General features: G+C 48.4%; 17 protein-coding genes. 15 read left to right on the top strand and 2 right to left on the bottom strand.

Going from position 1 to position 22,201, the window contains the following annotated elements; translation table 11 throughout:
• Positions 1 to 26 precede the first annotated feature (26 nt).
• A complete protein-coding gene (locus tag K3F53_RS11855; protein ID WP_057898360.1) occupies positions 27 to 809 on the top strand; it encodes a patatin-like phospholipase family protein in 783 nt (260 codons plus the stop codon).
• Positions 806 to 1,894 carry a SepM family pheromone-processing serine protease gene (locus K3F53_RS11850; RefSeq protein WP_246615632.1) on the top strand — a complete coding sequence of 363 codons (1,089 nt, stop codon included), beginning with the start codon at positions 806 to 808 and terminating at the stop codon, positions 1,892 to 1,894. The genes K3F53_RS11855 and K3F53_RS11850 overlap by 4 nt, the downstream gene beginning before the upstream one ends.
• Positions 1,895 to 1,897: 3 nt before the next feature.
• On the opposite strand, the gene K3F53_RS11845 is transcribed toward K3F53_RS11850, so the two are convergent.
• Positions 1,898 to 3,145, bottom strand: coding sequence for a nucleotidyltransferase (locus K3F53_RS11845; RefSeq protein ID WP_057898362.1), 1,248 nt, complete (start codon positions 3,143 to 3,145; stop codon positions 1,898 to 1,900).
• A gap of 176 nt (positions 3,146 to 3,321) precedes the next feature.
• Here K3F53_RS11845 and K3F53_RS11840 point away from each other — a divergent pair, with 176 nt between their 5' ends.
• On the top strand, positions 3,322 to 3,843 hold the full coding sequence (locus K3F53_RS11840) for a YceD family protein (RefSeq protein ID WP_220558998.1): 522 nt from the start codon (positions 3,322 to 3,324) through the stop codon (positions 3,841 to 3,843).
• Positions 3,844 to 3,953: 110 nt separating this feature from the next.
• On the top strand, positions 3,954 to 4,130 hold the full coding sequence (gene rpmF, locus K3F53_RS11835; RefSeq protein ID WP_057898364.1) for a 50S ribosomal protein L32: 177 nt from the start codon (positions 3,954 to 3,956) through the stop codon (positions 4,128 to 4,130).
• A gap of 160 nt (positions 4,131 to 4,290) precedes the next feature.
• Here rpmF and K3F53_RS11830 read toward each other — a convergent pair whose 3' ends face one another.
• On the bottom strand, positions 4,291 to 10,032 hold the full coding sequence (locus K3F53_RS11830) for a S8 family serine peptidase (RefSeq protein ID WP_057898365.1): 5,742 nt from the start codon (positions 10,030 to 10,032) through the stop codon (positions 4,291 to 4,293).
• 180 nt (positions 10,033 to 10,212) lie between these two features.
• Between K3F53_RS11830 and K3F53_RS19435 the strand changes: the two genes are divergently transcribed.
• The 11 genes from K3F53_RS19435 (at position 10,213) to smc (ending at position 22,188) form a co-directional block, all read left to right on the top strand.
• On the top strand, positions 10,213 to 10,467 hold the full coding sequence (locus K3F53_RS19435) for an aldo/keto reductase (RefSeq protein WP_057898366.1): 255 nt from the start codon (positions 10,213 to 10,215) through the stop codon (positions 10,465 to 10,467).
• A gap of 179 nt (positions 10,468 to 10,646) precedes the next feature.
• Positions 10,647 to 11,240, top strand: coding sequence for a transcription factor FapR (gene fapR / locus K3F53_RS11820; RefSeq protein WP_057898367.1), 594 nt, complete (start codon positions 10,647 to 10,649; stop codon positions 11,238 to 11,240).
• Positions 11,237 to 12,241, top strand: a complete 1,005-nt coding sequence (gene plsX / locus K3F53_RS11815; protein ID WP_057898368.1) for a phosphate acyltransferase PlsX — start codon at positions 11,237 to 11,239, stop codon at positions 12,239 to 12,241. Before fapR ends, plsX begins: the two co-directional genes overlap by 4 nt.
• Positions 12,228 to 13,256, top strand: a complete 1,029-nt coding sequence (locus tag K3F53_RS11810; RefSeq protein WP_057898369.1) for a beta-ketoacyl-ACP synthase III — start codon at positions 12,228 to 12,230, stop codon at positions 13,254 to 13,256. The genes plsX and K3F53_RS11810 overlap by 14 nt, the downstream gene beginning before the upstream one ends.
• Positions 13,253 to 14,194, top strand: coding sequence for an ACP S-malonyltransferase (gene fabD / locus K3F53_RS11805; RefSeq protein WP_057898370.1), 942 nt, complete (start codon positions 13,253 to 13,255; stop codon positions 14,192 to 14,194). The genes K3F53_RS11810 and fabD overlap by 4 nt, the downstream gene beginning before the upstream one ends.
• 19 nt (positions 14,195 to 14,213) lie before the next feature.
• The gene (gene fabG / locus K3F53_RS11800) at positions 14,214 to 14,954 is read left to right on the top strand and encodes a 3-oxoacyl-ACP reductase FabG (RefSeq protein WP_057898371.1); all 741 of its coding nucleotides are present in this window, start codon (positions 14,214 to 14,216) and stop codon (positions 14,952 to 14,954) included.
• Between the two features lie 50 nt (positions 14,955 to 15,004).
• Positions 15,005 to 15,238, top strand: coding sequence for an acyl carrier protein (locus tag K3F53_RS11795; RefSeq protein ID WP_057898372.1), 234 nt, complete (start codon positions 15,005 to 15,007; stop codon positions 15,236 to 15,238).
• A 137-nt stretch (positions 15,239 to 15,375) separates the two neighbouring features.
• Positions 15,376 to 16,617, top strand: a complete 1,242-nt coding sequence (gene fabF, locus K3F53_RS11790; protein ID WP_057898373.1) for a beta-ketoacyl-ACP synthase II — start codon at positions 15,376 to 15,378, stop codon at positions 16,615 to 16,617.
• A gap of 24 nt (positions 16,618 to 16,641) precedes the next feature.
• On the top strand, positions 16,642 to 17,331 hold the full coding sequence (gene rnc, locus K3F53_RS11785) for a ribonuclease III (protein WP_057898374.1): 690 nt from the start codon (positions 16,642 to 16,644) through the stop codon (positions 17,329 to 17,331).
• A 13-nt stretch (positions 17,332 to 17,344) separates the two neighbouring features.
• Positions 17,345 to 18,424, top strand: coding sequence for an elongator complex protein 3 (locus tag K3F53_RS11780; RefSeq protein ID WP_057898375.1), 1,080 nt, complete (start codon positions 17,345 to 17,347; stop codon positions 18,422 to 18,424).
• 203 nt (positions 18,425 to 18,627) lie between these two features.
• Complete coding sequence (gene smc / locus K3F53_RS11775) at positions 18,628 to 22,188, top strand: chromosome segregation protein SMC (protein ID WP_057898376.1); 3,561 nt, start codon at positions 18,628 to 18,630, stop codon at positions 22,186 to 22,188.
• Positions 22,189 to 22,201 lie beyond the last annotated feature (13 nt).

Raw genomic sequence — 22,201 nt, 5'->3', positions numbered from 1 at the left:
AAAGAAAACGGAGAAATGGAGGGAAGATGATGTCGCGAATCGGTTTGGCCTTGGGATCGGGCGGTGCGCGCGGATTTGCGCATATCGGAGTGCTGGAAATACTGGAAGAACACGGCATTAGACCGGCCTTTTTGGCTGGAAGCAGTATGGGAAGCCTTGTTGCTTCGCTGTATGCATGCGGATTTACGCCTTCCATGATGGAAAAGCTGGCCGTTCATTTAAAACGGAAGCATTGGCTTGATTTATGTGTTCCTGGCATGGGGTTTGTCGTCGGGGAGAAGTTACGCCATATTGTAGAATTGCTGACACGCGGCAAAAATATTGAAGAGTTGGATCGCCCGCTGTCCATTGTTGCCGCGGATCTCATTTCAGGTGAACGCGTGGTTTTTACGGAAGGGCCTGTGTACGAAGCGGTACGCGCCAGCGTTTCCATTCCGGGTATTTTTGTTCCGCATAAAATAGGAAATCGGTTATTAGTGGACGGAGGTGTCGTGGATCGCGTGCCGATTGAGCTTGTCCGAAGCATGGGTGCAGACTTGACCATTGGGGTCGATGTTTCACTCGCGCCTTCAGGCAGCCCGATTCGTTCACTTTTTGATGTGATATTCCAGACGATTGATGTAATGGAGCGGGAAATTTTCCGCCACCGCACCGTACATGCGGACATTATGATCCGCCCGGATGTAGGTCGGTTTAGCTCGACTTCCTTTACGAATGTCGCTCAGATTATTGAAGAAGGACGAAAAGCGGCGCGGTTGATGATACCGCATATTCAAGAGAAAATAGAAGAATGGAGGAAACAAGCATGATTCGCCACCGGCGTTTTTTTGCAAGCCGTTGGACACGGTTTATTGTGGCCGTACTGATCGCAGCGGTGCTGGCCGCAATAGCGTTTAGTCCAACGCCTTATTATATTGTCCAACCAGGCTCAGCTATCGAGCTTGAACCGATGGTAACCGTCGAAGGAGGAGAGAAAGATGAAAAAGGCGTGCTTATGCTGACGACGGTTCGTATGGGCAAAGCCAACGTGCTGGGCTATTTGTATGCCAAAATTAGCCCGTATGCGGAACTGATTAATGAAAAGGCTATTCACAGCCCCCATGAAACGGATGAGCAGTACAATCGACGTGAGTTGCAGGAAATGAAACATTCGCAGGAAAATGCGATGATCGTTGCGTTCCGCAAAGCGGGGCTGCCAGTCAAAATCAATGAGCGTGGCGCGCTTGTCGTTTTTTTAATTCCGAATATGCCGGCAGAAAAATATTTGAAGATTGGTGATGTGATTATTGGGGTGGACGGAAAGAACATCAAAAACGCTAAGCAATTGCTCACCTCCCTAAAAGGCAGACAGGCCGGGGAAAAAGTGAAGCTTACATATATCCGCGACGGACACGCGAAAACCGTAGAGATGACGTTAAAAGCATTGCCGCAGGCGCCAGGCGAAAAAATACGGGGCGGCATTGGCATCGCCTACCCTGACCCGGATGGCGCGGTAACAGCCCGGGATGTAGAGTTGCCGAAAAGGGTAACCATTCAAACCGAGAATATTGGCGGCCCTTCTGCCGGCATGATGTTTACGCTGGAAATTATCAACCAGCTTACGCCAGGTGATTTGACGAAAGGATACCGCATTGCCGGCACAGGAGAGATTCATGAGAATGGAACGGTAGGTCCGATCGGCGGGGTTGAGCACAAAGTGCGGGCCGCCGACAAAATGAAAGCCGATATTTTCTTTGTGCCGGACAATCCGGTGCCACCGGGCAGCAAAGCGCGCTCCAATTATGCCGACGCGAAAGCGGAAGCCGAAAAGCTTAACACCGGTATGAAAATCGTGCCCGTGCGCACGGTGGATGATGCTATCCGCTATTTAGAAAGCTTACCGCCTAAGCAATAAAGACTAGACATGGTTTTCATACTGCAGTGGGGGTTGCCAGAATTCCCGCTGCATTTCTTTTTTTCTTATGCATTGAGGATAGCCGAGCGCGTAAATAGCGCCCGCCTGTACATCAAGCGAAAGCATCGGATGCCTGTTTTTGGGAACACGGGTAATTACGGGCAAGGCGCTTACTTCTTTCATTTTTTTCAGCAGTTTTCGTCCTATTTCGTTAAAGCCGAGAACACGAATATAGGTTGGGCCTGGTGCGCATTCCGCGCGCGCCATTTTTTCGCGCGTTAGGTTGAGCATACTATACAAAAGCAAGCGTTGCAGCCGATTCCATGTGTACCGCTTTGTTTTAAGCGCGTTCATGAGTTCGAAGAACGAATCGGTTCCCGGAAGAACCTGTAGCAGACGGCGTTCGATTCCTTCATTCATTTCATGAATGGTGGCCAGCTCTTCTGGCCAGCGAGTGAGCAACTGGTGTTGCAAGTAAGGGAAAAACCGTTCCCATGACATGGGGAAGCGTCCGGCTGCCTTTTCTTGCTTTAATACTTCAAGCGTACCTGCAGGCACGTATGGCAGAAGAACATCGAGTCCGACGTTTTCTCGTTCGAATATCATACGCCGTAGCGCGGTAGCGCTGGCGATGTTTTTATCAGTGATGTCTGTCTGATGGTATCCGGCTTTTTGTCGTTTAATAGTAACGGCTTTCATCGGGCTTTGCAGACGGTGAAGCGCCAGGCAATAATTTAGACCAAGAATATTATTCGGCTCTGCTGCATGCCTGGTGTTTTCGGCTTCTTCGGTATCTGGTAACAGCATTTTAATCGCCCGCCCATACGCAGCAGGATAGCTTTTTCCCTGTGACAGTTCTTGCTTAAGTGCCGTTTGAAAAGCGGATGGTTCTTCCGCGAGACGCGCCGCCAGCTCTTTCATCCAGCTGATTTCTCCGCTTTCGGAGCCGAAGCAGACGGCGTCCACGACTCCGGTGGCGTGCAACGTAGCAATGGACCCGAATGCGAATCGTTCAGCGTTTTGCGTCGCATAGACGAATGGAAGTTCTAGCACAAGATCGACGCCGAGCCGAAGCGCCATATTCGCGCGAGCCCATTTGTTTACGATGGCCGGTTCGCCGCGTTGGAGAAAATGTCCGCTCATCACAGCTACGATTGCATCGGCGCCCGTCCGTTTTTTGGCTTCTACAAAATGGTATGCGTGACCGTTATGTAACGGGTTGTATTCGACAACGATCCCTACCGTTTTCATGTCATTCACCTTCGTTTTTGTTTCAATATAAAGGATGAATCGTCCCTTGGCAACGCTTCTTTCTTTCCTTGCTGGAGCGGCACCTGATAAGGGAGGAAGGTTGTCAAGATTGTTTCCTTGACATAATAGTGAGAGGAAAGATATAATAATTTTCGTTGCTCGAAATGAGGTGGCAAATGGTGAAGTTTAGGAAAAATCAATTGCTTCAACTACGCGGTGGAAAGCTTCCCCTTGAAGAAACCGTCGATTTGCATTTGAAGCGGAAGCACCCGCAAATTGTGGAGGCAAAGCCAGCACGTTTTATAGGAGAAGCGCATGCGACATCGGGGCTTTTCATTATCGAAGGACAAGTGTCCGGCGAGCTTACGATAGAATGTGCCCGGTGTTTAAAACGATTTCCTTACTCCTATAATGCAAGTAGTAAGGAAATGTTTATGGATGAAGATCAGATTGAATTCGGAGTCGATGAAGAGATGGAAATTCATCCGCTTGAGAGTGATGAAATTGATGTGACACCATACCTAGAAGCAACGGTACTCTTGTCTTTACCGCACACGATTGTGTGCAGCGATGACTGCAAAGGCCTGTGCCCGGAATGCGGAGCGAATCGTAATGAAAAAGATTGTGGTTGCGTTGTGGAACGCATTGATCCACGTTTGGCTGTGCTGGGTGAACTTTTTGGAAAGCAAGATAAATAAAAGCTTTTCATTTGTACAAAAATCAGGTATGATAATTGTTGTGCTTTGATGGATAACTTGTCCCATCAAATAGATGCTTTGATTGCGATCTTGTGAAGGGGGTGGGATTCATGGCAGTACCTTTTAGACGGACTTCAAAAACTCGCAAAAGAAAGCGTCGGACTCACTTCAAACTGGAAGTGCCTGGCATGGTAAAATGCCCTGAGTGCGGCGAAATGAAGCTTGCTCACCGCGTATGCAAAAGCTGCGGAACTTACAAAGGAACACAAGTTGTTAACAATGCTTAATGGTTGACACATGGGAGGCAGAATAATACTTTACTCATTCTGCCTCCTTTATTTGTTGGATAGAAACAGGGCAGTTGATTATCTCTGGTTTGATTAACTTTAAAAAATAAAGAACCCCTTAATAGCAAGGGGTTCCAATTGACACCGAATCGCTCTTTCTCTACTTTGTTTTATTTATTTTGTCCAGAGCCCGTTTCAGTAGCACCGCGCCTTCTGCACGGGTGGCATAAGCCTGTGGAGCGTATTCATCGCTTCTTCGTCCTGCCGCAATGCCTGCTTTCACTGCTGCGGCCACATCTTTCTCTGCCCATAGAGAAATTTCTTTTCGATCCTTGAATTTGCGAAGCAATTCGCTCTTCTCATTCTCGCTTACTTCATTTTCCACTTGTTTATACTTTAGAGCACGGGCCATCAAAGCGGAAATTTCCTGACGGGTAATTTTCTGATCCGGATAGAAACGACCATCCTTATAACCGCTGATTAATCCTGCTTTAGCTGCAGCCTGTACCGATTCGTAAGCCCAATGTTTAGGACTGAGATCTTTGAACGTTATCGCGCTGTCTTTATCTTCCTGCAATCCTAAGATACGCGCCAGCATAGCCGTGAACTCGGCCCGGGTAATCGGGCTGTTCGGAGCAAACTTGCCACCCCCAATACCTTTCACGTATCCTTGACTGACCATAAACTGAATATCCTGTTCCGCCCAGTGACCTCTCAAATCGGTTAACTCAAATGTTTGCATAACCTCATCCGTAATCAACAGGGCAAATCTGCCAAACTTGCCGGTGGTGAAGCTGATCGTACGAGTGGTAGGATTATACGTCCCTCCGATATAATCCCATCTCTTCGTATCCGGATTGAAACGGTGCGCATGAACCTGACCAGCCAGTGCAGCGGCATGCTCCTCCTTCGGAACGGGAAAATTTACCTGCAACTGCTCTGTAAATGTTTTGATACCTACAGCTTTACCAGCTTTCGTAATCGCAGTCACTCGCAGCTCAAAAATGGTTCCGACGACTTTTTTCACCATCGCCGCATTTTCCGCTGCGTCTGTCACGTTTTTCGCATCTGCCTCGTTTAAAGCTGTAGCTGAGAATTCAATAGTGGCTGTATCCTTTATCGGCAATTCAGTAAGTACGGCAGAAGGAATTGTAAACGTAACATTATTGAATTTTATCTCCAACGCTTTTTTCGTGTCTTTAATTGTCTTAAGTTGATTAACTGTCAAGGAAATGGCCGCTGTTTTATCTGATTCGATACGAATGACAGATGCATTGTTATCAAGCGCATTTTTCACCGCTTGATTTATCTGGTTATCGCTTACTGACTTCGTCTCCTCTTTAGCCGGAGTTGGCATCGGCTGCATGCTTCCACCGCCGCCACCTGCTCCGCCGCTGCCCGAGCCGCCGCTGCCTGATCCACCGCTGCCGCTACCTAGCACAGTAAATGTACCCTCTTGCAGTGTGGTAGTCACTGGTCCATTCGGCCCGGAAGCAAATGCCACCTCTACTCGGTAATTTCCTGGCTCAAGGTTTCCTAACGATTCGCTAAAGCCATTATAGTAAGCAGCCTTGCTCTCATTAAAAATTCTTGTTTCTTTTCCATCTGCTTGTTTCTTGTAGACACGAAGATATGGATAGATTTCCGTTACGGACGGGCCAGTGGGTTTCGTTTCCTCATGGTTGACGCTATATTCTACATCCTTACTGACTTTGATCTGTCCATTTGCCTGCAAGCGGACAGCAAGTGAGCCTTGTTCCTCTGTCTCACCTGCAGCGGCGCTCCAACTGCTATCTTCATCAATGAATGTGTAGACAACTTTGTTTCCATGTTTGTCCACAATTCCGGAACGTCCGGTCACCGCTTCTGTGCTTTTTATAGTCGTCTTATCGAGCAATAATTGCGGTACAAACTTACCGATCTGCCAGATTTTTTCTGCCCCGCGTGCAAATGACTGCTCTTTCGCTTCTTCCAAGAAATAATTCCATGTATACGCTGGATTCTCCTTATCTCCCAGCGTTAATTTCGTATCTAGATGATATGGAATATCTGCAGCTAAATAGAAAGTATGACCTACGGTGTTGAGTTCATTCATTTCATGACGATATGGGTTAAACGGGAAAAGACTTACTCCCCTGAAATCATGATATCCCGCTGTATCAGGTTCAAAAGTGATTTTTGCTGTCTTGGTACCATCCAGCAATACTTTGTTTACCGCTCCTTCGCTACCGGAAACAACCGCATCTTTTTGGAACAGGTAATAATTCACTTTCTTTCTTTCCCCAGTTTCAACAATGTAGTGACCGTCAAAGTGATACGTACCGGGCTCCAACCATACAACTTCTTTTTTATAGTCGTTGCCGGTAAATTGATAGAAAGGAACTTTCTTTCCTTCAACCAGCCCTGGGAAAATAATGCCGCGGTCTCGGCGAATCGGAGTTTGAATTGCTTTTCCGTTTTGATCTTGCGCACTGATTTCAACCCGCTGCATATTCTCTAGCTTTATCTCTTTCAGTTCTTCAAGCGTTGTGAATTGGCGGAAAGCGAACAAATACTCGCCTTTATTGGCGGCCCCATATTCTTTGTCTGTTAGAATATAGATGATTTTTGCCAGATTTCCGTTCTCTTTACTCGATAGCTTAATGTTATCTTCAATGGCAAGCTCTCCTGTAGTGGCATTAGCTTTACCTGTGAACGACTTCTCCCATATCATTTCGCCGCCGTCTTCTACTGAATGATAAATAGTTACATTGGCTGCGAATGGCTTACCATTCAATGTGGTTTTTATCGTTTTGTATTTCCGGTCATCTTTTACCGTATTCACCATATGAGCGGTTAGCTCTTTGCCGGCCAGCGGATTGTTCTGAAGCGTCAATTGAACATCATACTTACCCGGCGTAACGGTAGGCAGTACCACCGCCCAGAACGCCCAATAATAAAACTGGCGGAATTTGTTATTGTATATCGTAAAGTTATCCGCTTGACGCGTTACTTTAAAATTAGGGTAAATATTTCCAAAATAATATTCTTGCGTCTGCCAGCTATTACTTTGCTCATCAAGTCGGGAGACGGTTGGATTCTCTCCGTTCATATTCTGCTTTTTCCACAGTCCACTGCCTTCTAGAGAGCCTCGATACATACCGACAAGAAGATTGCCGTATGCATCGGTGAATTTTTGCTTTGTAAAGAAATATTCGAAACTTTTTTGAACCGTAAATTCGTCTTCCTGTGGCACATACTCTTTTCCCGTCTTTTTCAGGTGATTTTTCAACTCTTCCAAATCCGGGGCAAATTCTGCAAGAGTAAGCGTTCCGCCTACAGGGATGGACACCTTGCCGTTTGTCGGAACTTCCACTAACTTCTCTCCGGTTTCACCGGTACCGAATACATAAATCCAGTTTTGCCCGCCTTCTGGGTCTTTGACCTCAACATCGACCCAAAAATCATAAGACCCAGGTGTAACCCGCAGCTTCCTGCCGACGAGAACTTCGTCATTAATCCCGATCGTTTCTTCCGTTCCTTCATTAAACATGTAAAGAATGCCATTCACAATTTTATTCTCATTATTGCCGGGCGCTAACCCGACTTCACCCGCTTTTGAACCGTCGAATACGATGGTCGTTGCTTGTTCGATTTGTTTTGCCCGTTCATGTAAGAAGTACGTAGCCTCCGCTGCTTTACTGTAGGCAAATAAATTATATTTTCCTTTATTCATGAAAACCGTTGAGATAGAAGAACCTTCTTCATTTAAAGCCGTAGTCGTTCCAACGGTTATACCGTTATCATCGATGAGGGTTGCAAAATACTTTACGTTTTCCAGCTTCTTTTGATTTTCACCAAGCGTGTTAAGCGTAACCGGAACCGTTTCTTCTCCCCTGATCGTAAAGACTCCGGGGCCTTCTACTGTCTTATTATATAAAAATACGGTATTTCCTTCCGCAGCATCTGCATAATCAAACCCACCGTATACGACGATCGATACAGTTGTTAAATCTGTCACAATCGTTCCCGGCACTCGCGCGACTCCTAAACTATCTGTACTGCCCGACCATAGTAACTTATATGTATACGGAGCAGTGGCAGAAGAAGGGAACGGAGTCTCTTCCTGTGAAACAGGCGCTTTTGTATATATGCTTACTTTTGCTCCCGGCGCCTTGTTTCCCTCAGGGTCAAACACATTCAGCATAAGACCGTTTTTCGGATTGTTATTTACGATGACAGGTACGCTTGTACGCCCGATTTCCGCCTCTCCATTGTACGCAACCGCCCATACCGTGTACGAACCGTCGGCAATTTTTTTCGTATCCCATTTCGTATTGTAAAGCGTCTGTTCCCCTTGCTTATTAATAAGTGAAATCAAATTCTCTTCTTTCACTTCATCGAGATAAAAACGTACCGAATTGATAGTTTCGTCGGAAACCCGCGCTTGAATGGATACTTCTCCCATAACATGGCTATCTTTTGTCGGCTCGAGAATTTGAATGGCGGGCCGCTGCTCGGGATCTGTGATCGGATCGAGTGTTTTCGCCGCATTCAGCTTACCGTACCCGTATGTGTTATCGCGTCCGGCGGTACCTAAATCGGTAGCTGCCGCCGTTATTGCGTAAGCGATATCTGAAGCGGCCGCTCCCGGGTTCTGTAGCTTATATAGCGCCGCTACCGCTGCTGCATAAGGTGCAGCAAAAGATGTACCGCTTACTTTCACATAGTATCCTTTACTTTCATCACCCAGCGTCCCTTTTTCTTTTATCGTCGTAGTAATGATATCCACTCCCGGTGCTACGACATCAAGGGTGCTTCCTTGGTTGGAAAAATCGGCGATTTTATCTTTATCCTGTGTGATGGCACCTACCGTTAACACATCGGGCAGAGCCGCCGGGTATACAGCATCTACATTGGTAGCCGCATTTCCCGCAGCAGCGACGACAAGTATTCCTTTGTTCTGGGCATACTTGACGGCCTGCTCAATCGCTTTGCTATATTTGCCGCCCAAACTCAAATTGATAATATCGACACCTTGGTCGGCAGCGTACTGAATTCCGTTGGCAATATCAAAAGTACTTCCGGATCCTTTATCATGCATAACTTTAACGGGATATATCTTAACATCAGCAGAACCAACAGCTCCCGCTATTCCTTTTTGATTATTATAGAGGGCACTAATGATACCGGCTACCTGGGTACCGTGTCCGTGATCATCCTTACTGTCGCGATTCTCCGGATATAGCGTACCATCCGATTTTCTTTCAGCGAAGTTTTTTCCTTGCAATACCCGGCCGACTAAATCCGGATGGCTATCGTCTACGCCTGTGTCAATGACTGCCACCTTAACAGTGCCCGATAGCCCTGCTGTTTTTTCCCAGGCTTCTTCTGCTTTTATGTTTTTCAGCGCCCACTGCTGCTCGAAATACTCATCTGTGATTGCCTCTTGACTGGATGCATCGGAAAACACCATATATTCCTGGTTAGGCTCCGCATATTCCACAGCAGGATTTTGTTCCAGTTCTTCTATTACTTGCGCCATATCTTCCCCTGGTTGCAGGGTATATAGAGTCATTCCATTGTCTGCTTGCTCTACTTCCTGTACTCCCATCGTGGCAAGGGCAGCTCTTGCTTGCCTTTCTTTTCCTTTTTTATATTTAACGATAATTTCACCTGGACGTTCTTCTTCTGAAGCAATAGTTCCAGCCCCAGGCTTTACTGGCTCTACGATAATGCTATCAGCGGAAGTCGTTTTTTCCCCGTTCGCAAGAGGATTATCTTCCTCGAAAGCTGCTGTTGTCTCCAAGGTATTCTCTGCCTCTAAGGCTAGCCCTGTTCCCATGGGAAAGAGCATGGTAAAAACAAAGACGAAACTCAACAGCGATCCAACAAACCTGTGCCATTTTCTCTTTTGCAACATAATACACCTCTCCTAGAAAAAGCGTAACTCCCTCTTTTTAATACAAAAAAGCCTTAATTCGCCAAATCCATTGTGTTGGAAAAGACTTTTGTACAATTATTCAACTTTTTCTAACACAATTTCATTTGTATCCATCCCTTTTTTCACCTCTACTTTGAATTTTGTAGGATTTAAATGATTATGATAATCAATATCAATTTATATTTTTCTTATTTTTTTGTCAATATTTATTTAATTTGGAACGATAAACGGGACCAATTGATTTATAATTTGTTTGGGGACCATGACTTTTGGAATCAAGCCGACAAGCAAACTTTCTTTGCCATTATGGATAAAGCGTTTGAGGCAGGCGCAAACTTCTTTGATACGGCCGATGTATACCCGCTAGGCGGTAAAAAACTCGCTAGCTATGCCCGTCGGTTTTTCTTTGTCTGATTTGCTCGATTTTTGACTACTTTTCTGATGAAGCAGGAATTTATGATCCACACGCGAAAATAAGTGGAAAAAATCATAAAAAGAACGTTGTTATTTTAGCGGTTTTTTTATATACTGCTATTAGTAGCTGGTAATAAGAACGGCTGAGTATTGTGGAGCGACTTAGGTGGTGAAGCAAGATGGCTCGCCTTGCGAAAAAAGTTCGCCAGGAGGCACTGCACAACTTGCTTGCGGAAAGTCCGTTTTATACGGACGAAGAACTTGCCGCACATTTTGGCGTGAGCATCCAGACGATCCGGCTTGACCGGCTGGAACTTGGCATTCCGGAAGTCCGGGAACGGATCAAAAACATGGCGAAAAAGAAACTGGATGAAGTAAAGTCTCTTCCGATTGAGGAGGTCGTCGGAGAGTTAATTCATATCGAGCTGGATCGCTCGGGTATTTCTTTGCTGGAGATTACAGAAGAACATATTTTTTCTCGGACACAAATTGCTCGTGGGCATCATATTTTTGCCCAAGCTAATTCACTGGCTGTCGCGGTTATTGATGCGGACGTTGTTTTAACTGCCGCGGCACGTATTCGCTATATTCGTCCTGTTCGCCTTGGCGAGAAGCTGGTCGCCAAAGCTACCGTACGCGAGACGAAAGGTGATCAGAGCAAAGTGCGAGTTGAGACGAGGGTACAGGATGAACTTGTATTTAGTGGAACGTTTCGCGTGTTCCGCATGCGGGATTTTGACGCTATGGCCAGTCATAAACAGGAGGATGTATGATTATTGCAATAGACGCGATGGGGGGAGATTTCGCTCCTACCTCGAATGTGGAAGGTGCCATTCAGGCTGCACGGGAAATGCCGGACGTCCGCATCGTGCTTGTGGGTGATGAGGCACGGCTTGCCCCGATGCTATCCCAGGCGCCAAAAAATATTGAAATTAGACATGCCAGCGAAATGATTGCGGCTGACGAGGAACCAGTGAAAGCGGTACGTCGCAAGCGTGACTCTTCGATGGTTGTTGGCGTAACGATGGTGAAGAATAAGGAAGCTGATGTGATCATTTCCGCTGGAAATACGGGCGCATTCATGACAGCGGCTTTGCTTATTACCGGACGTATTAAAGGGATTGATCGCCCGGCGCTCAGTCCGATTGTACCGACGGTGGATTCTGCGGGCGTGATGATTCTTGACGCGGGAGCCAACATGGATGCTCATCCGAAGCATTTGCTACAATATGCGATTATGGGCAACATTTACGCGGAAAAAGTAATGGGCGTGGAACGGCCACGCATTGGACTTCTTAACGTCGGTACCGAAGAGAAAAAAGGCAATGATTTAACGAAAGAAACTTACGGTTTGTTGAAAGAAAGTTCGCTGAATTTTATTGGCAATGTGGAAGCGCGGGACATTATGGAACACGTATGCGATGTTGTCGTTTGCGATGGTTTTTCCGGCAATATCTTGCTGAAAACGATGGAAGGCACGGCCAAAACGATGATGTCGGTCATGAGGGGAGAATTTACGCGTACCATTACCAGCCAGCTTGCCGCGATGATGCTTCGCCCAGGACTCAGGCGGATGAAAGCACAGATGGATTATTCAGAATATGGCGGAGCACTTTTGATGGGCGTGCAAGGGATTTGCATTAAAGCGCACGGCTCCTCCAACCCTCGCGCCATTCATATTGCGGTAAGACAGGCGAAGAAGTTTATTGAACAGGATATTAACGGATTGATTGCGAGAGAAATTCAAGAGGAAAGCGGGGATGGCAATGTTTAAAGCAGTTCGGTCTGCAGGCATTTTAGCCACGGGCCGTTATTTGCCGGAGAAGGTATTAACGAATGCGGACCTAGAGAAAATGGTAGATACGTCGGATGAATGGATTGTCACCCGGACAGGAATTAAGGAACGGCGCATCGCACGGGAGGATGAGACATCTTCCGATATGGCGGTGGCGGCGGCTCGCCAGGCGCTTGACAAGGCGGGCATTGCTCCTGAAGAGATTGATCTGATTATCGTTGCGACGATTACGCCAGATATGTTCTTTCCATCCACGGCTTGCCTTGTGCAGGAGCGATTGGGGGCGAAGCGTGCGGCGGCGTTTGATCTGTCGGCAGCATGTTCCGGTTTTTTGTATGGCACATCGGTTGCCGCCCAATTTATCGCCAACGGTCTATATCGTTACGCGCTTGTTATTGGCGTAGAAAACCTGTCGAAAATCGTTGATTGGACAGATCGCAATACGTGCGTGTTGTTCGGCGACGGCGCAGGTGCGGCACTGCTCGGTCCGGTGGAAGACGGCATGGGATTTTTGTCGTTTGAACTTGGAGCTGATGGCGGTGGTGCGGAGCTGCTGAAGCTGGAAGCGGGCGGCTCCCGCATTCCGGTACCAAAGGTGAAGCCGGGTAGTCGTGAGAACTACATTTACATGGCTGGCAGCGAAGTATTCAAATTCGCCGTGCGTGCGATGAATACAGCGTCAGATCAGGTGCTTGAAAAAGCAGGTATTACCAAAAAGGATGTAGATTTTCTTGTTCCGCACCAGGCGAATCTTCGCATTATTGATTCGGCGGTTAAGCGTCTCGGTTTGCCTTATGACAAGGTGGTTGTGAACCTGAACCGGTACGGTAACATGTCGTCGGCCTCCATCCCGGTCGCATTGGATGAAGCGGTCAGCGAAGGGCGGATCAAAGAAGGCGATACCCTTGTGCTTGTAGGGTTCGGCGGCGGTTTAACATGGGGAGCTTCCGTTATGAAATGGTGTACGACCGAGAAAAAGGAGGTTCAATCATGAGTAAAACGGCGTTTATTTTTCCCGGTCAGGGCTCTCAGTTTGTTGGCATGGGAGTCGATCTGTATGAAAAGGAAAGTGCAGCAAAAGCCGTATTTGATGAAGCAGACCGGGCGCTTGGATTTTCCCTCTCCGCTCTTTGCTTTGAAGGGCCAGAAGAAAAGCTACGTTTGACGACCAATACTCAACCTGCTATTTTAACCACGAGCGTAGCTGTGTTACGCGTGCTGGAAGAGAAACTGAACGTTGTGCCGGATTATGTAGCCGGGCATAGCTTGGGGGAATACTCGGCGCTTGTAGCGGCAGGTGCGTTGTCGTTTGCTGACGCAGTGCAAATTGTGCGTGCGCGTGGTCAGTACATGGAAGAAGCTGTTCCTGCAGGTCAGGGCGCGATGGCGGCTGTCATGGGCATGGAACGCGAAATGCTCGCCGATGTATGCCGGAAGATAACAGAGGAAGGCGCGCCTGTGCAGCTCGCTAACTTAAATTGCCCAGGACAAATTGTAATCTCCGGCAGCGCGCAGGGCGTAGCGAAAGCCGGTGAAGCGGCAAAAGCAGGCGGAGCGAAGCGCATAATACCGCTGAATGTTAGCGGCCCCTTCCATTCCATGCTAATGGAGCCGGCGACGGAAAAGCTTGCTCGCAAACTTGATGATTATACAATCCAAGACGCAGCGGTGCCCGTTGTCGCCAACGTGTCCGCACGTCCGGTGCGGACGAAAGAGGACATCAAAGAATCATTGATTCAGCAGGTCGCATCGCCTGTACTCTGGGAAGACAGCGTACATTTTATGCTTGAAGAAGGCGTTGAGCTGTTCGTGGAACTCGGCCCGGGCACTGTGCTTTCAGGATTGGTGAAAAAAGTGAATCGCAAAGTAAAAACACTTGCCATTCAAGATATCACGACACTTGAAAAAGCGCTTGCAGAACTGCAGGCATAAAGATTAGGAGGCCAGAGGAATGCTGAAAGGAAAAGTGGCGCTCGTTACAGGTGCATCCCGTGGCATTGGTCGTGCGATTGCGCTTGAACTAGCGCGTCAGGGGGCGGATGTGGCCGTCAATTATGCAGGAAACGAAGCCGCGGCGCGTGAAGTGGCCGATGAAATCGTGAAGTTGGGCCGCCGGGCGATCGTGGTGAAGGCGAATGTGGCTAATGCGGGCGAAGTGGATGCGATGGTGAAGCGGACGTTGGACGAACTGGGGAAGCTGGACATTCTCGTCAATAACGCGGGCATCACGCGCGATAATCTTTTGATGCGCATGAAGGAAGAGGAATTTGATGAAGTGATTGCCACCAATTTAAAAGGTGTGTTTAACTGCATGAAGGCGGTAACGCGACCGATGATGAAAGCGCGGACGGGGCGCATTATTAATATCTCATCCGTTGTGGGGGTTATGGGCAACGCCGGCCAGGCGAATTATGTAGCCGCAAAAGCCGGGGTAATTGGCATGACTAAGTCGGCGGCGAGGGAGCTTGCGAGCCGTAATATTACAGTGAACGCGGTGGCTCCCGGTTTCATTGATACGGATATGACCGTAGTGCTTGGCGATGAAGCGAAACAAGCGCTCTTACATCAAATTCCGCTTAGCCGTCCTGGCAAGCCAGAAGATATCGCACACATTGTGGCGTTCATTGCGTCCGACAAAGCCGATTATATTACCGGTCAGGTTTTCCATGTTGATGGTGGCATGTACATGTAGGAAATCGTATAATAAACAAATGATCACCGCTTTGAGAGGAGGTGAAGGCTGTGGCAGATACGTTTGAGCGTGTGAAAAAGATCATCGTAGACCGACTCGGTGTTGATGAATCTGAAGTTAAAGAAGACGCTTCATTCAAAGACGACCTTGGCGCTGATTCTCTTGATGTCGTCGAACTTGTAATGGAGCTTGAAGATGAATTCGACCTTGAAATCTCCGATGAAGATGCAGAAAAAATCACAACTGTGGGGGATGTAATTAAATACATAGAGTCCCACAAGTAGTAGGTTTTGCTGCTTCAGGTAGAAGTCCCGTATGTGCATGCGGGACTTTCTCCTCATTATAAAGTAAGAATAAAGCGAGAGCGTAAATCGCCAGCACATATAAACATAAGGATATCTCTATAGCTTGAGGTGAAACGATGAAAAATCGCGTAGTAGTAACAGGAGTAGGGGCGGTAACGCCGCTTGGCAATAACGCAAAAGCTTTTTGGGAAGGGCTTTTGGCTGGCAAATCTGGCGTTGATTACATTACCGCATTTGATACGACAGAATATCCCGTTAAAATCGCGGCGGAAGTAAAAGATTTCAATCCGGAAGAATTTATAGACAAAAAAGAAATTAAGCGTACCGATCGCTTTGTGCAGTTTGCGATCGCCGCCGCGAAGATGGCTGTGAAGGATGCGGGGCTTGAGATTACAGAAGAAAACGCTGAAAATATAGGGGTATATATCGGCTCAGGCATTGGCGGACTGGCTACTTTAGAGGAACAGTGTACTCTTCTAATGGAGAAAGGCCCGCGCCGTGTCAGCCCGTTTTTCGTGCCGATGATGATCGCCAACATGGCGTCCGGTCAAGTCTCGATTACCCTTGGCGCCAAAGGCCCAAACAGCGCCGCCATTACCGCATGTGCCAGCGCAACACACTCTATCGGTGATGCATTCAAAATTATCGAGCGCGGATTCGCCGATGTTATGATTACCGGCGGCGCGGAAGCGCCGATTCGCCCGCTGGCAGTGGCCGGCTTTTCTAACATGAAAGCTCTTTCCACTCGCAACGACGAACCGCAGAAAGCAAGCCGTCCGTTTGACAAAGACCGTGACGGATTTGTTATGGGCGAAGGTGCGGGCGTTATTGTGCTTGAGTCGCTTGAACACGCCAAAAAGCGCGGCGCGACGATTCTTGCAGAAATCGTCGGATACGGTATGAGCGCGGATGCGTACCACTTAACACAACCGGCTCCGGAAGGGGAAGGTGCGGTGCGGGCGATGATCGCGGCGCTCAAAGACGCGGGGCTCAAGCCGGAAGAAGTAAGTTATATTAATGCGCACGGCACCTCTACCGATTACAATGATAAATTTGAAACAATGGCGATTAAGAAAACGCTAGGAGATTATGCATACAAAGTGGCGATCAGTTCTACGAAATCGATGACAGGTCATTTGCTTGGGGCAGCGGGTGGCATCGAAGCGGTAGCGAGCGTACTAACGTTGCGCGATCAGATTGTACCACCGACGATCAACTATGAAACACCGGACCCGGAGTGCGATTTAGATTACGTGCCGAATGAAGCGAGAAAAATGGATGTAAATGTTGTGATATCAAATTCGCTCGGCTTCGGAGGACATAATGCGACCATTGTCTTTAAAAAGTATGTAGATTGATACCCATTTGGTGGTGAATAAGGAGTGGACTTTGAAGCTTTGCAAAAAGAGATTGGGGTGCGCTTTAAAAATGAAAAGCTGCTCCGTCAGGCGTTTACCCATTCTTCATATGTCAACGAGCACCGTGGCAAACTGTTCCAGGATAACGAACGCTTGGAGTTTCTCGGTGACGCGGTGCTGGAACTAACCGTTTCTCAATTTTTGTATACTCATTTTCCGAAAATGACCGAAGGAGAATTGACCAAGCTGCGGGCGGCTATCGTTTGTGAACCTTCCCTTGTGTTGTTTGCTAATCAGCTAAAATTTGGCGATATGATTTTGCTGGGCAAGGGCGAAGAGATGACCGGAGGCAGATGCAGGCCAGCGCTCCTGGCGGATGTATTTGAGGCGTTTATCGGTGCGCTTTATCTTGATCAGGGGCTTGACGCGGTGTTCCGCTTCCTTGAAAAATACGTCTATCCGCGGGTTAATAAAGGTGAGTTTACCCGTATCACAGATTACAAAAGCCAGCTCCAGGAGTTTGTACAGCGCGATGGTCTCGGTGAAATTCAATATCGTATCGTACAGGAGAGAGGCCCGGCACACAGCCGCGAATTTGTGTCTGAAGTACTCTTGAACGGCACTGTACTGGGCCAGGGTACGGGTCGTTCGAAAAAAGAAGCGGAGCAGCATGCGGCGGCGATGGCGCTGAAGCGTCTTGCTGTCAAGCAATGAATAAGAGGGGCAGATGAGACGTATGAAACAGCATGTGAACATCGCATTGTTCGTCCCTCATCAAGGTTGCCCGAAAGATTGTGTGTTTTGCAACCAGTCGCGGATTACCGGACAGAAACGGGAGAACAGGCTGACAGAAGAGGCGGTGCGGCAGTCGATTGAACAACAACTGTCAACTGTCAGCACGGAACAGAACGCAGAAATTGCGTTTTTTGGCGGCAGCTTTACCGGATTGCCTCGAAGCTATCAAACGATGCTTTTGACGATAGCAAAAGAATACGTGGATAGGGGACTCGTTCATGGTATTCGCCTTTCCACGCGCCCAGATTATATTGCCCCTCATATTATGGAGTATTTGCTTCCCTATGGAGTGACCACCATCGAGCTAGGTTGCCAGTCGCTCGATGACGAAGTGCTTGCGCTCTCCAAACGCGGGCATACGGCTGCTCAAGTAGCGAAAGCTGTGGACATCATTCGGCGATATCCCTCTATACGGCTCGGCCTACAAATTTTGCCGGGCCTTCCGGGAGATACGCTTGCCAAAAGCGTGCGTACAGTAGAGGAGATTATAAAGCTCAAACCGGATTTCGTGCGTATCTATCCAGCTTTGGTTATTGCAGGTACGGAACTGGAATGGCTGTATCTTACCCGCCAATATGAGCCGCTTTCGCTTGAAGAGGCGGTGCAATGGACGGCGGAAATGTGGCCTCCGCTGCTTCGAGCTGGCATTCCTGTTATCCGTATGGGCCTTCATTCTTCGGATGATTTGCGCAGCGAAGGCACCGTGCTGGCCGGTCCGTTCCATCCTTCGTTTCGCCAGCTAGTTGAAGAGGAATTATTTTTCCGTTTGCTGAAGCGAATGATGGAAAGGATCGTGCCAGATATGGGGCCGTCTGTGGAAGTTACGGTTCACCCGGCGGACGAGACGGCGCTACGCGGGCGCAAAGGGAGAAACTGGCGCACTTTTGTATCTTGCCTGAAAAAAAAGGAAAAGCAGGTTGTGCTGGTATTGGATAGGAATCGTCCGCGCTGGCAAATCAGCTGGAGAACAGGCGGAAACCACGAACAGCGCCTCTCTTTTTGCGAACTGTAGCATGGCGGCTAGAAGACAAAGGGAAACGAATGGGGATGCAGAAGAGGTTGGATAGATGTTGGCTTGCGGCCGCTCTGCTTCCAACCTTTTTTCCTCTTTTTTGCACGGAGTGACGACAGTGATACATGATGAAAAGAGAAAGCTGCACAGGATGGATACATTCGCGCTTTTGTGCGGCGCAAGGGAGGATGAGGAGCGAATTTATGTATCTAAAGCGCCTCGAAATTACTGGATTCAAGTCGTTCGCCGATCGTACGGAGCTGGAGTTTGTACCTGGTATAACGGCCGTTGTCGGGCCTAATGGCAGCGGCAAGAGCAATATTTCCGACGCGATTCGCTGGGTGCTTGGCGAGCAGAGTGCTAAGTCGCTGCGCGGGGCAAAAATGGAAGATATTATTTTTTCAGGTAGCGATTCGCGCAAGCCGCTGAATTTCTGCGAAGTATCGCTGACGCTTGACAATACTGATCAGCAGCTTAAAATTGATTTTTCCGAGATTACCGTAACGCGGAGAGTATATCGCTCCGGTGAAAGCGAGTACTATATTAACCGGCAAAGTTGCCGTCTGCGTGACATCGTGGAATTATTCATGGATACCGGTGTGGGCAAGGAAGCGTATTCTGTTATCGGACAGGGGAGAATCGAAGAAATACTAAGCACCCGCTCCGAAGACAGGCGGGGGCTTTTTGAAGAAGCGGCTGGCATTGTTAAATACAAAGCACGCAAAAAAGAGGCGGTAAAAAAACTTGATGAGACTGAACAAAATCTTGTGCGCGTGCAGGATATCATGAAAGAACTCGAGGAGCAAATTCAGCCGCTCGCCAAACAGGCGGAGAAAGCGCGCGCCTATCTTTCGTTGAAGGAGACGCTGGCCCAGCATGAAATCGGATTATACGTAAAGCAATTTGATTTGCTGTATGCAGAGTGGGAAGAAGCAAAAGCGCGCATTGATAAGCTTGTGGGTGAACAGGTTGAGTGCGCTGCAAGCATCAATCGGATGGATGCCCAAACCGCTGATTTACGAGCATTTGTGGGCGAGCAGGATCAAGTGCTCGAAGAATTGCAGCAGCGTCTGCTTATGGTTACAGAAGAAGTTGAAAAAAAAGAGGGCGTCAGGGAAGTGCTGCGCGAACGTTTGCGCAACTATAGCAAAAATAAGCAGGATGCGCGCAATAAGGCTTTTGCTTTAACGGAAAAGCAGGATGCGTTGCGCGACCAAATCGCCGTGGCGAAACAGCAGCTGGAAGCGGCGGGTAAAGAAGTAACGGCGCTTGAAAAAGAGCTTGCGCTTGAACAGAGGCGCTATATGAATTTTGCCGCGTTTTCCGACGGGGACGTAGAACGCCTGAAAGCCGATTACTTTGAAATTTTGAACCAAATGGCGTCGATGCGTAACGAAATTCGCCACTGGCAACAGTCGATTGAAGCGAACAAGCAGAAATGGGAGCGGCTTGAGGCAAGCAACCGGCAGCTAATTGACCAGAAAGAAAGCTTGAATGCACGCAGGGAGGAACTTGAACAGGAGCTGGCCGATATTTCCGCGCGTCTTGCCGCAAGCATTGAAGCGTTCAAAAAAGAGGCGGCCGCGCAAAAAGAACGGACCGACAGAAAATCCCATTGGCTGGAAGCGTTGCGTGAAGGTGAACATAAATTGAATGCATTGTTGTCACGGCGCGATACGATGAAAGAGATGCAGGCCGATTTCTCCGGTTTTATGCAGGGAGTAAGAGAAATTCTAAAGGCGCGCCAGCAAGGGTTCAAAGGGATTGAAGGCGCGGTGGCGGAGCTGATCTCGACGGATAAGCAGTACGAAACCGCAATTGAAGTCGCGCTCGGCGGCGCTCTGCAACATGTCGTTGTTACGGACGAGGCGGTGGGACGGCAAGCCATTGCGCTTTTAAAAAATAGACGAGCCGGGCGTGCCACGTTCCTTCCGCTTGACGTTATTCGGCCGCGCCAGCTTCCGGCTGCTGAGCGCACCCGCGTTATGGAAATGGACGGCGTGATCGGCGTGGCGGCCGAGCTTGTTAGTTGCGCGGAACGCTATGAACATATTGTTTATAATTTGCTCGGCAATGTTGTAGTAACAAAAACGCTTGAACAGGCGAATGCCGTAGCCCGAACGCTAGGGTACCGCTACCGGGTCGTGACGCTGGAAGGCGATGTGGTGAATCCGGGTGGTTCTATGAGCGGCGGCGCCATCCAGCAGAAGTCAAATCATCTTCTGGGGCGCCAGCGCCAACTTGAACAACTTGAGGAAGAAATCGTCCGTCAGAAGCGGATAAACGAGGAGCTATACGCCCGGCTCGAAGCGGCAAAAGCCGACGAAGAAGCATGGATGCAAAAGCAAGAGCAGATACGGGCTGAAGGCGAACGTCTGCGCTTAAGGGAACAGGAAATAAAGGGCCTTCTGCGCGAACTGGAAGCGTCCGAGAAAAACATTGCCGAACGTTGGGAGTTTTTCCAGCAGGATCAGGCATTGCTGGAAAAAGAGTATAAGCAGGCAAAACATCGTATCGCTGTATTGGAAGAAGAGCTGGAGGAAATGGCGATCGCTGAGCAGGAAAAGCAGCAGGAAATTGAGGCGGCTGAACGTAACAAAAAAGAAAAAGAGACAAATAAGGAGACGCTTAGCGCACGCATTACCGAATTGAAAGTGCAGGTTGCAACCCGCAAGGAGCAGTATGAGGCACGTCTTTCCGAATATAATCGGCTGGAAAAGGAGTATAAAGAGGTTAGCACGGAATTAGAGGCGACGTCCAAGACACTATTGCTGCTTGATTCCGATAGCGCGACTAGCGACGAAGAAGAAGAAAGGCTGGAGCGGGAAATTCGCGCCTTAAGGACGGAAAAAGAACAATACAGCATGCACATTCAGGAGCAACGAAAAAAACGTCAGGAAGTGCAGGCACAGCTTGCGGAGCAGGAAGCTGAAATCAAAGAAAAACGTCGCCAGTTGAAAGAAATTGAAGAAAATTTGCATAAGCATGAAGTAAAAGTGGAACGCATGGACGTGGAGCTTGATAACCTGCTACAAAAATTGCGTGAAGAATATGAGTTAAGTTATGAAATGGCAAAGGCAAAATATCCGCTACCAGACGATGTCGGTGAAGCGGCCAAGCTTGTGAACAGCATTAAGCAGCAAATCGCTGCGCTTGGCACGGTCAATCTCGGCTCCATTCAAGAATATGAGCGGCTGCGCGAGCGGCAGGAGTTCCTGCTTTTACAGCACCGCGATTTGAGCGAAGCGAAAGCGACGCTTTATCAGGTCATCGCCGATATTGAAGCGGAAATGTCCCGCCGTTTTAAAGAAACGTTCGAAGCGATCCGCGAACAGTTCCAACTGGTGTTTACGCAGCTGTTCGGCGGCGGGCGTGCAGACCTACAGCTGTCAGATCCGGACAACCTGCTGGAGACAGGTATCGAGATTGTGGCGCAACCTCCGGGTAAAAAGTTGCAGTATCTGGCGCTTTTGTCCGGCGGAGAAAAAGCATTAACAGCTATCGCGCTTCTGTTTTCCATTTTGCGGGTTAAGCCGGTCCCATTTTGCGTGCTGGATGAGGTGGAAGCAGCGCTTGATGAAGCGAACGTAACCCGTTTTGCACAGTATTTGCGAGAGTTTTGCGAAAAAACGCAGTTCATCGTCGTAACTCACCGGCGCGGCACAATGGAAGGCGCTGACGTTCTATACGGTGTTACCATGCAGGAGTCCGGCGTATCTAAGCTCGTATCCGTTCGTCTTGAAGACGAGACGATGGTATCGTAAATTACAGGAAGAA

Origin of the sequence: Aneurinibacillus thermoaerophilus, from assembly GCF_019603355.1 — a bacterium.
Taxonomy (GTDB): Bacteria; Bacillota; Bacilli; order Aneurinibacillales; family Aneurinibacillaceae; genus Aneurinibacillus; species Aneurinibacillus thermoaerophilus.
This window is presented reverse-complemented; position numbering and strand designations above follow the sequence as displayed.

Bases quoted from the DNA above. Each gene is read 5' to 3' on its own strand.
- plsX (WP_057898368.1), top strand. From the start codon at position 11,237: ATGATTATTGCAATAGACGCGATGGGGGGAGATTTCGCTCCTACCTCG.
- rpmF (WP_057898364.1), top strand. From the start codon at position 3,954: ATGGCAGTACCTTTTAGACGGACTTCAAAAACTCGCAAAAGAAAGCGT.
- fapR (WP_057898367.1), top strand. From the start codon at position 10,647: ATGGCTCGCCTTGCGAAAAAAGTTCGCCAGGAGGCACTGCACAACTTG.
- K3F53_RS11810 (WP_057898369.1), top strand. From the start codon at position 12,228: ATGGCAATGTTTAAAGCAGTTCGGTCTGCAGGCATTTTAGCCACGGGC.
- fabD (WP_057898370.1), top strand. From the start codon at position 13,253: ATGAGTAAAACGGCGTTTATTTTTCCCGGTCAGGGCTCTCAGTTTGTT.
- K3F53_RS11830 (WP_057898365.1), bottom strand. From the start codon at position 10,032: ATGTTGCAAAAGAGAAAATGGCACAGGTTTGTTGGATCGCTGTTGAGT.
- K3F53_RS19435 (WP_057898366.1), top strand. From the start codon at position 10,213: ATGATAATCAATATCAATTTATATTTTTCTTATTTTTTTGTCAATATT.
- fabG (WP_057898371.1), top strand. From the start codon at position 14,214: ATGCTGAAAGGAAAAGTGGCGCTCGTTACAGGTGCATCCCGTGGCATT.
- fabF (WP_057898373.1), top strand. From the start codon at position 15,376: ATGAAAAATCGCGTAGTAGTAACAGGAGTAGGGGCGGTAACGCCGCTT.
- K3F53_RS11850 (WP_246615632.1), top strand. From the start codon at position 806: ATGATTCGCCACCGGCGTTTTTTTGCAAGCCGTTGGACACGGTTTATT.
- K3F53_RS11780 (WP_057898375.1), top strand. From the start codon at position 17,345: ATGAGACGTATGAAACAGCATGTGAACATCGCATTGTTCGTCCCTCAT.
- K3F53_RS11845 (WP_057898362.1), bottom strand. From the start codon at position 3,145: ATGAAAACGGTAGGGATCGTTGTCGAATACAACCCGTTACATAACGGT.
- K3F53_RS11840 (WP_220558998.1), top strand. From the start codon at position 3,322: ATGGTGAAGTTTAGGAAAAATCAATTGCTTCAACTACGCGGTGGAAAG.
- smc (WP_057898376.1), top strand. From the start codon at position 18,628: ATGTATCTAAAGCGCCTCGAAATTACTGGATTCAAGTCGTTCGCCGAT.
- K3F53_RS11855 (WP_057898360.1), top strand. From the start codon at position 27: ATGATGTCGCGAATCGGTTTGGCCTTGGGATCGGGCGGTGCGCGCGGA.